The sequence below is a fragment of the Pseudomonas sp. SYWMCR5 genome, assembly GCF_057197165.1.
The window spans coordinates 536140-550443 of sequence record NZ_JBXUNH010000001.1 but is presented as its reverse complement, the minus strand read 5'-3'; the positions used below and the strand labels follow the sequence as shown (position 1 = coordinate 550443).

Here is a 14304-nt window from a genome sequence, read left to right as displayed (position 1 = left end):
AAGGTCAGCTGGCGCTGACCTTCAGGCCGATCAGGCCGGCGACGATCAGCGCAACGCTGAGCAGTCGTACCAGTGCCATGGATTCGCCGAACAGGATGATCCCGGCGATTACCGTGCCGATCGCGCCGACGCCGGTCCAGATGGCGTAGGCAGTGCCCAGCGGCAATTCCTTCATGGCCAGGCCAAGCAGGCCCAGGCTCACGGCCATGGCGGCGACGGTCAGTGCGGTGGGGAGTGGGCGAGTGAAGCCATCGGTGTATTTGAGGCCGACAGCCCAGCCGACTTCGAACAGGCCGGCGAAGAACAGGATGATCCAGGACATGATGATTCTCCATCGTTGAAAGATGGGGCCGTCCCCGGATTGGTCACGCCTTGCGTCGTGAGGTCGTCCTCACAGTGCGCACTATATTGCACATCTGTAGGGTTGCAGGCAAGTGGTGGCTGTCCGGGCCTCTTCGCGGGCAAGTCGCGGCGGCGAACCGCCGCTCCTACAAGGTATCCAGCTGTCTTGAGTGTGGGAGCGGGCTTGCCCGCGAAGAGACCCCCGCTCAGTGCCCGACTTGCGCCTGTTCCTCCCCAGCACCGCGGGGCTCTTCCATGCGCCTGAACCAGGTCGAGAGCAAGGCCCCGGAAATGTTGTGCCAGACACTGAACAGCGCGCTGGGCACCGCCGCCAGCGGTGAGAAATGCGCCGCTGCCAGGGCCGCGCCCAGGCCCGAGTTCTGCATCCCCACCTCCAGCGCCAGCGACTTGCGCTGCGCCAGGGGCAGTTTGCACAGCTTGCCGGTCAGATAGCCCAGCAGGAAGCCGAAGCTGTTGTGCAGGATCACCACCGCCATGATCAGCAGCCCGGACTCGGCGATCTTCGCCTGGCTGGCCGCGACCACCGCGCAGACGATCATCACGATGCTCACCACCGACACCAGTGGCAGCACCTGCACCGCCACCTGTACGCGCGCGCCGAGCAGCTTCTGCGCCAGCACGCCGAGCACGATCGGCAGCATCACCAACTGCAGGATCGACCAGAACATGTCCATGAACGAGACGGGCAGCCAGGCCGAGGCCAGGAACCAGATCAGCGCCGGGGTCAGCAAGGGGGCGAGCAGGGTGGTGACTGCGGCGATGGCCACAGCCAGTGCCAGGTCGCCCTTGGACAGCCAGACCATCACGTTCGAGGCGGTGCCGCTCGGGCAGCAGCCGACCAGGATCACGCCCACGGCGATTTCCGGTGGCAGGTGAAACAGTTGGCACAGCAGCCAGGCAACGCCCGGCATGATCACGAAATGCGCCACCACCCCCAGCGCCACGCGCCAGGGTTGACGGGCGAGGGCGGCGAAGTCGTCGAGCTTGAGCGTAAGTCCCATGCCGAACATCACCAGCCCCAGCAGCGGCACGATGGCCACCTTCAGGGCGATGAACCATTGCGGTTGCAGGTAGGCCAGGCAGGCGAACACCAGGACCCAGAGGGCGAAGGTGTTACCGACGAAACGGCTGAAGGCGGCGAGGGCACGCATGGGGGATTCCTTTTCTATTTATAGCTTTGTGGCATTCACTGACCTCTTCGCGGGCTTGCCCGCGAAGAGGTCGGTACTGGCGACAACACAACCACCCCAGCACCGGCCCTTCAACTTGAATCAGACCCCCTGCGGAATCTCTTCCCCACCCAGGGCCTCGAACAGCACCGGCAGGAATTCGTTGAGGGTCATCATCATCAACAGGAAGCTTGCGTCGAACTGTTGCGCGGCTTCGTCGCCACCATCCTGCTCGGCCTGCTCCTGCAGCAGTTCCTCGAATTTCAGGCGCTTGATCACCATCTTGTCGTCGAGCACGAACGACAGTTTGTCCTGCCAGGCCAGGGCCAGTTGCGTGACCAGCTTGCCGGTGCTCAGGTGCAACTGGATTTCCTCGCTGGCCAGGTCCTGGCGCTTGCAGCGCACGATGCCACCGTCTTCGGCGGTGTCGCGCAGCTCGCATTCATCCAGTGGATAGAAGCCTTCGGCAGGCTGCTGCGACTTGACCCAGTCGGTCATGGTCGCGGTCGGGGCGATCTTCACGGTGGCCGGGCGCACCGGCAGCGAACCCATGACTTCACGTAGCGTGGAGAGCAGGTCTTCGGCGCGCTTGGCGCTGGCCGAGTTGACCAGGATCAGGCCCTGGCGCGGGGCGATGGCAGCGAAGATCATCGAGCGGCGGATGAAAGCACGCGGCAGGAAGGCCTGGATGATCTCGTCCTTGATCTGGTCGCGTTCCTTCTTGTAGACCTTGCGCATCTGCTCGGTCTCGATCTCTTCGACCTTCTCCTTGACCGCATCGTTGACCACGCTGCTGGGCAGGATACGTTCTTCCTTGCGTGCGGCAATCAACAGGAATTCACCGCTGACGTGCACCAGGGGAGCGTCTTCGCCCTTGCCGAACGGAGCGACGAAGCCGTAAGTGGTCAGCTCCTGGCTGGCGCAGGGGCGGGCCGGCTTGCTGGCCAGGGCGGTCTCCAGCGCTTCAGGCTCGAACGGGACATCCTGGGTCAGGCGGTAGGTCAGCAGGTTCTTGAACCACATGAGGGGGAATCTCTCCTTAATGCATAAGGCGGGCATTATTCTCCGAGCAGTGGTTGCAGGCCAACCCTGTCAGAGGGCCAGCAGTGACTTATTCATAGGTCTTTGAAAGATCAGATAAAAAATTTGAAAAAAGTGCTTGCCAGGGTACAGGGTCCTCCGTAGAATGCGCGCCACACCGAGACGAAGGGTGATTAGCTCAGCCGGGAGAGCATCTGCCTTACAAGCAGAGGGTCGGCGGTTCGATCCCGTCATCACCCACCACTCGATGTATAGCGCAGCGGTAGTTCAGTCGGTTAGAATACCGGCCTGTCACGCCGGGGGTCGCGGGTTCGAGTCCCGTCCGCTGCGCCATATTCCAGCTTCCAGGGCCCACTGAACACCCGGAAGCCACAAAGAAAGCGACCTTAGGGTCGCTTTTTTTGTTTGTGCCTCGCAAAACGCCCCGGGGGCTGTCGGTCGACAGTCCCCGGGGCGTTTCAGCTTCAGGGTTTGGCCACGTGCCAGACCTGGCCGACACCTTCGCCGGTGGTATCGCCCGGCTTCTGATCCTTGACCCAACTGTACAGCGGCTGGTCTTTGTAAGCCCACTGCTTGCTGCCGTCGTCACGGGTAATCACGCTGTAGCCATCGGCGGCCTTGGCGTAGGCGCCGGCGGCCAGCGGCGGCCAATTCTGCGCACATTGACCGTTGCACGCCGACTTGCCAGCGCTGTCCTTGGTGAAGGTGTAGAGGGTCAGGCCTTTGCTGTCGACCTGAACCTTGCCAAGGGCGCTGTCGCCGACCTTCGCGGGGGCGTCCGCCAAGGCCAGGCCAGACACGCAGGTCAGAGCCAATGAAAGAACGAGTGCGCTTTTCTTCAACATGAGAGATACCTCTGGCGGTTATTCGAATCTGTTCGGGGGAATGATGGCTTTATGCATCGGCCATGCAGGAACAACGCCTCGGTGTCGGCTTCTATTCCCGTGTTCGATGAATATTTTTCCCGTCGCTGATGCCGCCCTGGGGCAGCAGGCACGCCGGGTTCGCATCTGCGCCTTCAACTCGCTGGCCCATTGCGTCAGAATCCCCCTACACGCCGGATGCAGCCAGCAGGCCGCGCGCCGGCTCTACCTTGCAAGCAGAGACCGACCATGCAGGATGCCAGCACCTCTCCAACGCCCACGCCGTCGACCCCACTGCTGGGTATCGACCTGGGGACCACCAACAGCCTTATCGCAGTCTGGCAGGACGGCAAGGCGCAGCTGATCGCCAACGCCGTGGGCGAGGTGCTGACGCCGTCGGTGGTCAGCGTCGACGACGATGGCAGCATCCTGGTGGGCAGCGCTGCCCGCGCCCGGCTGACCACCCATCCCCATCGCACCGCTGCGGCCTTCAAGCGCTACATGGGCAGTGACAAGCGCTTCGAGCTCGGCGAGCACCGTTTCACCCCCGAAGAGCTCTCGGCCCTGGTGCTGGGCGCGTTGAAGCAGGATGCCGAAGCGTATCTGGGGTGCCCGGTCAGCGAAGCGGTGATCTCGGTGCCGGCCTATTTCAGCGACGAACAGCGCAAGCGCACGGTCTTCGCTGCGGAGCTGGCGGGGCTGAAGGTGCAGCGCCTGATCAACGAGCCGACCGCGGCCGCCATGGCCTACGGGCTGCACGAGCAGAAGTTCGAGCGCACCCTGGTGTTCGACCTGGGCGGCGGGACCTTCGACGTCACTGTGCTGGAATACGCCTTGCCGCTGATCGAAGTGCATGCTTCAACCGGTGACAACTATCTGGGGGGCGAGGATTTCACCGAGGCCTTGCTCAATGCCTGCCTGCGCGACTGGAACCTCAGTGCCGAAGCCCTGGAGCCCCAGGCGCTGTCGAGCCTGCATGATGCGATCGAGCAACTGAAACGCGAGGTGGGCGAGGGCAGCCGCACCCTGAACTGGAGCGGCGATGGCCAGGCCCGCGAATGGGGGCTCGACCAGGCCCGGCTGCAGTCGATCTGGGCGCCGTTGCTGGCACGGGTACGGACCCCCATCGAGCAGGCCCTGCGTGATGCGCGCCTGAGCCCGCGCGAACTGGACAGCCTGGTGCTGGTCGGTGGGGCCACGCGCATGCCGCAGATCCAGCAACTGGTGGCCAAGCTGTTCGGCCGCCTGCCGTATCGCCACCTCGATCCGGACACCATCGTCGCTCTTGGCGCCGCCAGCCAGGCAGCCTGCAAGGCGCGGGATTCGGCGATCGACGAGTTGATCCTGACCGACGTCTGTCCTTACACCCTGGGGGTCGCCTCGTCCCGTGGCGAGGAAGTGTCCGGAGCCTTTACCCCGATCATCGAACGCAACACGGTGATCCCCACCTCGCGTGTGCAGCGCTTCTACAGCAGCCATCCGGAACAGAAAGTGGTGCGCATCGCCGTGTACCAGGGCGAGCGGCCATGGGTGCGCGACAACATTCTGGTCGACAGCTTCGAGATTCCATTGCAGCCGACCGGCCAGGTGCAGTCGCTGGATGTGCGCTTCAGCTACGACATCAATGGCCTGCTCGAAGTGGACGTGACGTTCCTCGAAACCGGGCACAAGCACAGCCACAGCATCGACCGCAGCCCGACCGGGCTGGACAGCGACGCCCGCCAGGCCAGCCACGAGCGCCTGGCGAGATTGAAGATTCACCCGCGCGACGCCTTGCCCAACCGCACCCTGCTGGCTCGCCTGGAGCGCGCCTGGATGCAGAGCCTGGGGGATGAGCGCGACCTTATCGGCAGTTGGCTGGATGCCTTCAATGCCGTGCTCGCTGGCCAGCAGGCCAGCGAGATCAGTCGCCAGCGCCAGCAATTGAGCCAGGCGCTGGACGAGCTGCGCTACTGATCAGGGATGGTTCAGGCGCCGCAGGGCCACTTGCAGGCCCAGTTGCAACTGGTCGGGGTCGTCCGGTGAAGGGCCATAGCGGTTGGCCAGCTTGTCGCCGGGTAGCCCCACCAGAAGCAGCGGTGCGAACGGCAGCAGGCGGCTGACGGCCAGCAACCCCACCAGTGCCCAGACGCCCTGGCCCAAGTCGCGCAAGCGCCGCAGGAAGGATGTCAACAGCAGCAACACGACAAGGGTCCAGAGCATCGGGCTCTTGGTCGCGGTGGTCAGCACCGTGCCCGCCAGCAGCAGCACGATCACGTGGGCGATCAGGTCGCTGCGATTGAGACGGCTGTCCAGGCGCCAGAACGCCCAGGAGGGCACCGGCTTCTGGCTGACGCGAGCCATCAGCAGACGCTCGGCGCGGGCCAGTATCGCCATGCTGGCGCAGCGCAGGCCGGTGTCCTGGTCCGGATCGTCCTTGGCTTTCTGCAGGCGCATCAAGGCGCGGGTGCCTGGCGGGGATGCGGATTTGACCAGGTGATTGAAGGCGTCGAGGATCTCGTTGAGCAGCTTGCCGTCGACCTTCTCTTCCTGCTCCACCGCTTGGCGCGGCGGGCGTTTGACCTTGCCGGCGATCAGGCCGTCGCGCAGCGGAGCGAACCAGGGGCTGTCGTTGTTCAGTGCCTCGAGGCGATCGCGCAAGCGGGCGCGCTGTTGAGCATCGAGCTCGGGGTCGTGGTACAGCACGGCGCACAGCAGCATGTAGCCCAGTGGGTGGTCGTCGAGGGTGCCAACGTCTTCTTCCAGGCATTCGAGCAGGCGGACCGCGCCGGGCAGGCGAGTGCTGCCGAACACGTAGCCCAGGGTTTGCAGGCGGCTGGCAACCAGGGCCTGCATCGGATCGCGATCGTCCATCCAGCCGAGCAGGGCATTGTGTTCGTTGAACTGAGCCTGACGGGCGATCAGCACCTTGTGCAGGGGGGCGAACGGATGGTCGCTCGGATAGGTGAGCTGGGCGGCCAGTTGCGGTGGCGCCAGGTCCAGCCAGCGTTGCGGCTGTTGCGCCGTGGCCAGCATGAACAACTGCTGGCGATGCCAGTTCCACAGCGCTTCGCCCTCGACCATCGGCGGCAGCTCAATGCCGTTCAGTGCCAGTTCTTCCATCAGCACCAGGCCGAACGGCACGGTGAACATGCGGCGCATGTCGAAATGCTCGTTCAGCTCGCCCAGCGCTCGGGGCGAATAGACCCGCATGCGCCGCAGCCACTCGCGGCAGGCCGGGTGCAGTGCGTCGGACTTGAGCGCCTCTGGCAGTTCCACAGGCCCCTCGTCACGTGCGCAGTACTCCGCCAATGCACGCGCCACCGGTGAGTGTTCGAGCCAATGCAGTTGCTGCGCAGCCTGGCGCTGGAAGCCCTCGAGGATCAAGGCATCGAGCGGGTCGTTGCCCAGGCGCTCATCGACAATGGTGCGCAGCAAGCCGGCTTCACCGCGTTGCAGGGCCCAGGCCTGCCAGTAGCGGCGGTGCAGTTCGCGATCTTCCTGATTGGGCAACAGCCAGGCGAGCAGCGGCAGTTCGTCGTCGCCGTCCAGGCGCCAGTCGATGTAGGTGGCGGCGATGCCCTCAAGGCCCAGGCGCGAGGCTTCGGACCAGCGCGCCAGTGTCTGCGGCGACTGTGCCGGGCTGCCCAAGACCTGTGCCGGATCGGCCAGGTCGGCGGGCCAGGTCTCGGGTGTGCTCTGCTGGTCGAGGGCCTGGATCAGCAGGGGCAGGCGTTGCGGCTGGTAGCGCGCGCAGAGGTCGAGCAGCCAGCGTTCGGCCTGCGGGTGGCGATGTTCGCGCCACAGCCGTAGCCAGCAGTCCAGGGCTTGCTGCTCGGCGCCCAGGGCGTCGGCCTGGCGGGCCAGCAGGAACAGCAGGTCGACATCGTCCGGCGCCTGCTGGTGCTGCAACTGCAGGCGTGCATGCAGGGTGAGGCTGCCGATGCCGACCTGGCTGAACTGTTCGGTCAGACGCTGGACCAGGTGTTCGTCGTCAGGGAACGCCACGCAGGTGTGGTACCCGGCGAACTGTGCGTACTCGAACAGCGGGCGCTCCTGATGGTAGTAGCCAAGGCTGCGGAAGTACCAAAGGGTTTCCAGTTGCGCGGCGGGCGACCAGCTGTGCATCAGGCGGGTGTCGAACGGATCGGGCTCCTCGATGCGTTGCAGGAAGGCTTCTATCTCCTGGGCATCCTCCGGCGCCAGGCGCAGCAACTGCTCGGCCCAGCCCATGCGCCGGGCCAGCAGGCGCGCGCACTGGTACGAGATCGGTCCGCAGTTGCGCAGGTTGTGCAGCAGTCGCCAGCTGAGGTCTTCCAATTGCTCCAGGGGCAGTTCGTTGAGCTGGGCGATGTAGTCCTGCCAGGCTTGGGGTTCGTAACGGCGAGTGGAGTCTTCGAGCAGTGCATGGAACGCCTCGAAGGCTTCGCTGGTGGACGCTTCGCTCTGCCCGTCGGCTGCTTGCTGCTCGGGCGCCGCGCCGGTTTCGGCGTGTTCACGCGCCAGGCGCTGCGCTTCTTCGTAGGCGGCGCGCAGGGCCTGGAAGCCTTCGGGGTCGGTTTCCGGATGGTGCGTCGGCAGGCGGCCGCGGTAGGCCTGGCGGATGGTGTCGAGGTCCTGGGTCGGCTCGATGCCCAGGCGAATCCAGCAACTCATGACCAGCAGTCCTCTTCCAGTGATGCCGGGCGTTCCGGCTCGGGCAACGGCAGCTCCCAGGGCAGGTCGGCGAGCAGCGCGTTGGCGCCGATTCTCAGGTTCAGGGCAATGCAGCGATTCCAGTGTTCGTTGCCTTGGCGCTCCAGGTTGGCGGCAAAGGTCTCGTCGCTGCTGTCGGAGACATTCCACAGCGCCTTGCCGAACAAATACCCGGCGATGTAGCTATCCCAGCGGTTGTAGTAATGGCGAGCGCGCAAGGCCAGGCGATAGTGCAGGTAGAGGCTTTCGTCGCGGCTGATATGGCCCTTCTTCACACCGGCGCGCAGCAGAAAACTCATGCGTCCGATGTCCCAGGCGCGGGTTCCGCCCGGGCCGCAGTCGGGAAAGGTGCGTGCGGCGTAGCTGTACTTGACCCGGTCACGTGGCGTCAGGGTTGCGAGCAGCGCCTGCCACTGGCTTGGCAGGCAGCGCTGGAACTGCCAGTAGGCGTTGCTCATCTCGCTGGCGTGGCCGTTGTCGGCCATGCCGAGCACGTCGAGCAACTGGGCACGGGTGCTGATGCCCCAGCCGCTTTCCAGGTCGGTCTGGTCTTCGCCTTCGAAGTACTCGGCGGCGGTGTAGCTGGCACCGTTGAGTGCAGCCATCGGGGCGGAGAGGGCGTGCAGCCAATGCTGTGCGGATTCGTCCATGAAGAGTGTCCGGGGCGAGGGGTGTGGCGCGATTGTAGAGAGGCAGCAAGGGGGCCGTCTACGCAGGCCTCAACGCCGGCCTTCTTCCGCTCGCAGCGTCAGCACTTCATAGCCCTGCTCGGTCACCGCGACCGTGTGCTCCCACTGCGCCGACAGCCCGCCATCGCGGGTGATCACCGTCCAGCCATCCTTCAGCGTGCGTGTGCCGCGGGCGCCCTGGTTGATCATCGGCTCGATGGTGAACACCATCCCCGGCTTGAGTTTCAGGCCCATGCCGCGTTGGCCGTAGTGCAGCACCTGCGGCGCTTCGTGCATCTGTCGGCCGATGCCGTGGCCGCAGTACTCGCGTACCACGCTGTAGCCCGCCGCCTCGGCGAACTGCTGGATGGCGTGGCCGATATCGCCCAGGGTGGCGCCGGGGCGCACCTGTTCGATGCCTTTCCACAGCGCCTCGTAGGTAGTGTCGACCAGGCGCCGGGCCTCCTCGCTGATTGCGCCGATGCGGTACATCTTCGACGAGTCGGCAATGTAGCCGCCCTGTTCCAGGGTGATGTCGACGTTGATGATCGAGCCTTCCTGCAGCACCTCTTCAACCTTGGGCATGCCATGGCAGACGACCTGGTCCACCGAGGTGTTCAGCGAATAGGGGAAGCCGTACTGGCCCTTGCTCGCCGGGCGCGCCTTGAGCGTCTCGACGATGAAGGCTTCGGCGCGGTCGTTGATCTGCATCGTGGTCACCCCGGCACGGATGAAACCGTCGAGGTCGGCGAACACCTGTGCCAGCAACTGCCCGGCCCTGCGCATCAGTGCCAGCTGCTCCGGGTTCTTGAGTATCACCTCGCTCATTGCAGCAGCTCCTTGAGATTCGCTTGTTCCTGACGCAACAGTTGGCGCAGCAGTTCCTGGTAAGTGGCCTGGGGATGCAGTTCGGCAAGCATGCCGATGCGGATCCAGTGTTCGGCCTGGGCGTTGATCGAGCGCGACATCGCGGCGCTGGCGATGCGCAGGTCTTCGTGGAGGTCGTCGCAGATCTTGACGATGCCCATGGGGAGTCTTCCTGGTATATGAAACGTATACGGATCATATGGTCGGTTGGGCGTCGTGTCATCTTCTGGTGCGCGGGGGCATCAAGACGGGGCGGATATCGCGTCGATGTTTTCGCGGGTCGACCCGTCCCCTGGGGGCTGCGCAGGCCTGTGGGCGCGGGTTTGTCCGCGACATGGCCACCGCCATCGCGCAACTGGCCCGCAAATTGCTGATTCAACTGCATCCGGACCCCTCAACGCCGAGGGGCCCTAAATCTTCACGACAAAGGCGCCGTGTTACCCGCTTGCCCTGCAGGCCGGGTAGCCGGCGCCTTTTGCGTTTTCAGGGAGACCGCCCATGAGCAGCAGCGAGGTGCGCAGCGTTTGCCCGTATTGCGGGGTCGGGTGCGGCATCGTCATGACCGTGGCCGAGGGCAAGGTCACCAAGGTCAGCGGCGACAAGCAGCACCCGAGCAACTTCGGACGCCTGTGCACCAAGGGCCTCACCGCACACCTGCCACTGTCCGCTGCCGGGCGCATGGAGCACGCTTTCTTGCGCCAGCAGCGCAGCCAGCAGCCGGTGCGCACGGGCATGGACGAGGCCATTGCGCAATCGGCCGCGCGCCTGCGCGCGATCATCGACCAGCACGGGCCGGATGCCGTGGCGCTCTATGTGTCAGGGCAGATGTCGCTGGAGGCTCAGTACCTGGCCAACAAGCTGGCCAAGGGCTTTATCCGCACGCGCCATATCGAGTCCAACTCGCGGCTGTGCATGGCCAGTGCCGGCAGCGGCTACAAGCAGTCGCTGGGCGCCGATGGTCCACCGGGCAGCTACCAGGATTTCGAGCGTGCCGAGGTGTTCTTCGTCATTGGCGCCAACATGGCCGACTGTCATCCGATCCTGTTCCTGCGCCTGCTCGACCGAGTCAAGGCCGGGGCCAGGCTGATTGTCGTCGACCCGCGCCGCAGTGCCACCGCCGACAAGGCCGACCTGTTCCTGCAGGTGCGCCCGGGCAGTGATCTGGCCCTGCTCAACGGCTTGCTCTACCTGCTGCACGAGAACGGCCACACCGACAGCGATTTCATCGCCCGTCACACCGAGGGCTGGGACGACATGCCGGCCTTTCTCGCCGACTATACCCCCGAGCGGGTCGCGGCCCTGACCGGCCTTGCCGAGGCCGATATCCGTCAGGCGGCTGCCTGGATCGGCGGGGCGTCGGAGTGGATGAGCTGCTGGACCATGGGCCTCAACCAGAGCATCCATGGCACCTGGCACAGCAACGCGCTGTGCAACCTGCACTTGGCCACCGGCGCGATCTGCCGTCCTGGCAGCGGACCGTTCTCGCTGACCGGCCAGCCCAACGCCATGGGCGGCCGTGAGATGGGCTACATGGGCCCAGGCCTGCCGGGCCAGCGTTCGGCGCAGGTGGCGGGCGACCGTGCTTTTGTCGAGCAGCAGTGGGGCCTGGCGCCGGGCGCGCTGCGCAGCGAAGGCGGTGAAGGCACGGTGGCGCTGTTCGAGCAGATGAAGGCCGGGGAAGTGAAGGCCTGCTGGATCATCTGCAGCAACCCGGTGGCCAGCGTCGCCAACCGCCAACAGGTGATCGACGGCCTGCACGAGGCGCAGTTGGTGATCGCCCAGGACGCTTTCCTCGACACCGAGACCAACCGCCATGCCGATATCCTCCTGCCTGCCGCGCTGTGGGCCGAGGGCGAGGGTGTGATGATCAACAGCGAGCGCAACCTCACCCTGATGCCGCGTGCAGTCGCAGCGCCCGGCGAAAGCCTTGAGGATTGGCGCATCATTGCCCGCATCGCCTGTGCCATGGGCTATGCCGAGGCGTTCAGCTATGCCGATGCCGAAGCGGTGTACGACGAGATCCGCCGTTTCTGGAACCCCGCCACCGGCTATGACCTGCGCGGCATCGGCTACGCCGAGCTACGCGACAAACCGCGCCAGTGGCCAAGCGCCCCCGGACGCGCGGACGACCGCAGCCCGCTGCGCTATCTCAACGACGGCAGCAGCCAGGCGCTGCTGCATGACGCCCAAGGCGAGCGACCCGCGCTGGCCTTTCCCACGCCCAGTGGCAAGGCGCGGTTCTTCGCCCGGCCCTGGCTGGCGCCGGCCGAGCTGCCGGATGCCGACTTTCCGCTGGTGCTCAACACCGGCCGCGTGCAGCACCAGTGGCACACCCTGACCAAGACCGGCAAGGTGCCGAGCCTGAACAAGCTCGAGCCCGGTCCCTTCGTCGAGATTAATCCGCAGGACGCCCGACGCCTGGGCATCGCCGACAAGGACCAGGTGGCGATTCGCTCGCGCCGCGGCCAGGCCGTGCTGCCGGCACGCATCAGCGAGCGGGTGCTGGTCGGCAACTGCTTTGCCCCTTTTCACTGGAACGACCTGTATGGCGAGCAACTGGCGATCAACGCCGTGACCTGCGACGCGGTCGATCCAACTTCCCTACAACCGGCCTTCAAGCATTGCGCCGTGACCCTGGAGCGGGTTGCAGGCGAACGCATCGAGGCACTCGAGCTGCCCTGCGCGATCCCTACGGAGCCTGCCACCATGCCCACCGACACCCTGTCTCGCCTGCTCGGCCTGGACAGCCTGCCGGCCCCCGTCCTGGCTGACGAGGAGCGTCATTACCTGCAGGGCTTCCTGCTCGGCCTTGGGCAGGCGCGTACACCGGGTGTGCCCAGCCTGCCGCCCGGTGCGCCGCTGGCGCCCGCCAGTCGGCTGTTCGTCGATGGCTTGATCGCCGGCCTGTTCGCCCAGCCGGTGGTGGCGCCGGTCGCCATGGCCGAGGTCGCCCGGCATCGGGTGCTGTGGGCCTCGCAGACCGGCAATGGCGAGGTGCTGGCCGAGCGCTGTGCGGCCCATCTGCGCGAAGCGGGCCTGGCGGTCGAGCTGAGCTGCATGGATGCAGTCAGCCCCGGCCAATTGCGTGGCGCCGCCAGCGTGCTGCTGATCACCAGCACCTTTGGTGACGGCGATGCGCCTGACTGCGCTTCGGCGTTCTGGCAGGCGCTGCAGGGCGAGGAGGGGGCGCAGTGTGCGGCACTGCCCTTCGCCGTGCTGGCGCTGGGTGACTCCAGCTACGACCAGTTCTGCGGCTTTGGCCGCAAGCTCGACCAGCGCCTGGCTGAACTGGGCGGCCGACGTCTGCTCGATCGGGTCGATTGCGAACCGGACTTCGACCCATCGTTCGCCGCCTGGCTGCAGGCGTTGCTGCCGCTGCTCGGGCCGACGGCCGAAGCACCCGTCATAGCCCCGCCGGCGCGGGTGTTCGGCAAGCAGCAACCCTGCCTGGCTCCCATCATCGAGAACCGTGTGCTCAATGCGCCCGGAGCGACCAAGGAGACACGCCAGGTGGTGTTCGACCTGCAAGGCACCGGGCTGGTCTACGAGGCAGGCGATGCGCTGGGTGTCTGGCCGCGCAACTGCCCGGCGCTGGTCCAGGAGCTGCTCGGCCTGATGGGGCTCGATGGCCAGACGTGCGTGCAACTGCCCGACTTGCCGACGATGCCGTTGGCCGAGGCGATGGAGCGGCATCTGGAGATCGCCCGGGTCACGTCGCAACAGCTTGCCGCCTTCAGCCAGGCGCCGCAGGCAGGTGAACTGCGTCGGCTGCTGCTGCCCGAGCACAAGGCCGAACTCAAGGAGTGGCTGTGGGGGCGGCAGTTGGCCGATGTGCTCGCGGCATTCGCGCCGCAACTGTCGCTGGAGCACTGGCTGACCCTGCTCAAACCCTTGCAGCCACGCATGTACTCGATCAGCTCCAGCCCCAAGGCCCATCCACAGCAGGTGCACCTGACCGTTTCAACCGTGCGCTATGGCCAGCGAAAGGGTGTGAGTTCAAGCTTCCTCGCCGAGCGCGCCGAAGCGCTGGAGGTGGCGATCTTCCCGCAGGTCGCGCGGCATTTCCGACTGCCGGACGACGATGCTACACCGCTCATCATGGTCGGCCCTGGCACGGGTATCGCGCCGTTCCGAGCCTTTCTCGAAGAGCGCGAAGCCCGCGGTGCGACCGGCGGCAACTGGCTGTTCTTCGGTGAGCAGCATGCTGCCTTCGATTTCTATTACCGCGAGCAGTTGCAGGCCTGGGAGGCCAGCGGTCATCTGCGCCTGAGCACGGCGTTCTCGCGTGACCAGGCCGAGAAGCTGTACGTGCAGCAGCGCATGCTCGAACAGGGCGCCGAGCTGTGGCAGTGGCTGGAGGCAGGGGCGTACTTCTACATCTGCGGCGATGCCCAGCGCATGGCCAAGGATGTCGATGCTGCGTTGCGCCAGGTCGTGGCCGAGCACGGGCGGATGAGCGCCGAGGCGGCAGCGGCTTATGTCGAGGGGTTGGGCAAGAACAAGCGTTATCGACGCGATGTGTATTGAGTGCACCGGGATGGGGAGGGGTGCACCGGCTTGAGGCGTTGCCGCGTGCGGCGCTGTCGCCGGACACGCCCGCTGCCACAGGTCGCGCAACGCTGCATACCCCGCAGGAGCGGGCTTGCAACGCGACAGCGC

General features: G+C 65.7%; 10 protein-coding genes and 2 tRNA genes. 4 read left to right on the top strand and 8 right to left on the bottom strand.

Going from position 1 to position 14304, the window contains the following annotated elements; translation table 11 throughout:
* Positions 1 to 4 precede the first annotated feature (4 nt).
* The 3 genes from sugE to rdgC all read right to left on the bottom strand — a co-directional run bounded on the left by sugE (position 5) and on the right by rdgC (position 2555).
* A complete protein-coding gene (gene sugE, locus AC2CGW_RS02475; RefSeq protein WP_186667108.1) occupies positions 5 to 322 on the bottom strand; it encodes a quaternary ammonium compound efflux SMR transporter SugE in 318 nt (105 codons plus the stop codon).
* Positions 323 to 548: 226 nt separating this feature from the next.
* The gene (locus AC2CGW_RS02470; RefSeq protein WP_411383077.1) at positions 549 to 1514 is read right to left on the bottom strand and encodes a bile acid:sodium symporter family protein; all 966 of its coding nucleotides are present in this window, start codon (positions 1512 to 1514) and stop codon (positions 549 to 551) included.
* Between the two features lie 120 nt (positions 1515 to 1634).
* On the bottom strand, positions 1635 to 2555 hold the full coding sequence (gene rdgC / locus AC2CGW_RS02465) for a recombination-associated protein RdgC (RefSeq protein WP_054890921.1): 921 nt from the start codon (positions 2553 to 2555) through the stop codon (positions 1635 to 1637).
* Between the two features lie 185 nt (positions 2556 to 2740).
* Between rdgC and AC2CGW_RS02460 the strand changes: the two genes are divergently transcribed.
* Together AC2CGW_RS02460 and AC2CGW_RS02455 are read left to right on the top strand one after the other, a co-directional pair.
* A tRNA-Val gene (locus AC2CGW_RS02460) sits at positions 2741 to 2816 on the top strand.
* Between the two features lie 13 nt (positions 2817 to 2829).
* Positions 2830 to 2906 (top strand) — tRNA-Asp (locus AC2CGW_RS02455).
* A gap of 131 nt (positions 2907 to 3037) precedes the next feature.
* Here AC2CGW_RS02455 and AC2CGW_RS02450 read toward each other — a convergent pair.
* The gene (locus AC2CGW_RS02450) at positions 3038 to 3418 is read right to left on the bottom strand and encodes a COG4315 family predicted lipoprotein (protein WP_484573468.1); all 381 of its coding nucleotides are present in this window, start codon (positions 3416 to 3418) and stop codon (positions 3038 to 3040) included.
* A 267-nt stretch (positions 3419 to 3685) separates the two neighbouring features.
* On the opposite strand from AC2CGW_RS02450, the gene AC2CGW_RS02445 reads away from it, so the two are divergent.
* Positions 3686 to 5392 carry an Hsp70 family protein gene (locus AC2CGW_RS02445; protein WP_484573467.1) on the top strand — a complete coding sequence of 569 codons (1707 nt, stop codon included), beginning with the start codon at positions 3686 to 3688 and terminating at the stop codon, positions 5390 to 5392.
* On the opposite strand, the gene AC2CGW_RS02440 is transcribed toward AC2CGW_RS02445, so the two are convergent.
* The 4 genes from AC2CGW_RS02440 to AC2CGW_RS02425 all read right to left on the bottom strand — a co-directional run bounded on the left by AC2CGW_RS02440 (position 5393) and on the right by AC2CGW_RS02425 (position 9806).
* Positions 5393 to 8071 (bottom strand): molecular chaperone DnaJ, encoded by a 2679-nt coding sequence (locus tag AC2CGW_RS02440; RefSeq protein WP_484573466.1) that lies wholly within the window; start codon positions 8069 to 8071, stop codon positions 5393 to 5395. It lies immediately after the preceding gene.
* On the bottom strand, positions 8068 to 8760 hold the full coding sequence (locus AC2CGW_RS02435; protein ID WP_186667097.1) for a DUF1266 domain-containing protein: 693 nt from the start codon (positions 8758 to 8760) through the stop codon (positions 8068 to 8070). Before AC2CGW_RS02435 ends, AC2CGW_RS02440 begins: the two co-directional genes overlap by 4 nt.
* A gap of 69 nt (positions 8761 to 8829) precedes the next feature.
* On the bottom strand, positions 8830 to 9606 hold the full coding sequence (gene map, locus AC2CGW_RS02430) for a type I methionyl aminopeptidase (RefSeq protein WP_484573465.1): 777 nt from the start codon (positions 9604 to 9606) through the stop codon (positions 8830 to 8832).
* Positions 9603 to 9806, bottom strand: a complete 204-nt coding sequence (locus tag AC2CGW_RS02425; protein ID WP_054890915.1) for a ParD-like family protein — start codon at positions 9804 to 9806, stop codon at positions 9603 to 9605. The genes map and AC2CGW_RS02425 overlap by 4 nt, the downstream gene beginning before the upstream one ends.
* Before the next feature lie 337 nt (positions 9807 to 10143).
* Here AC2CGW_RS02425 and AC2CGW_RS02420 point away from each other — a divergent pair, with 337 nt between their 5' ends.
* Positions 10144 to 14172 (top strand): bifunctional nitrate reductase/sulfite reductase flavoprotein subunit alpha, encoded by a 4029-nt coding sequence (locus tag AC2CGW_RS02420; protein WP_484573464.1) that lies wholly within the window; start codon positions 10144 to 10146, stop codon positions 14170 to 14172.
* Positions 14173 to 14304 lie beyond the last annotated feature (132 nt).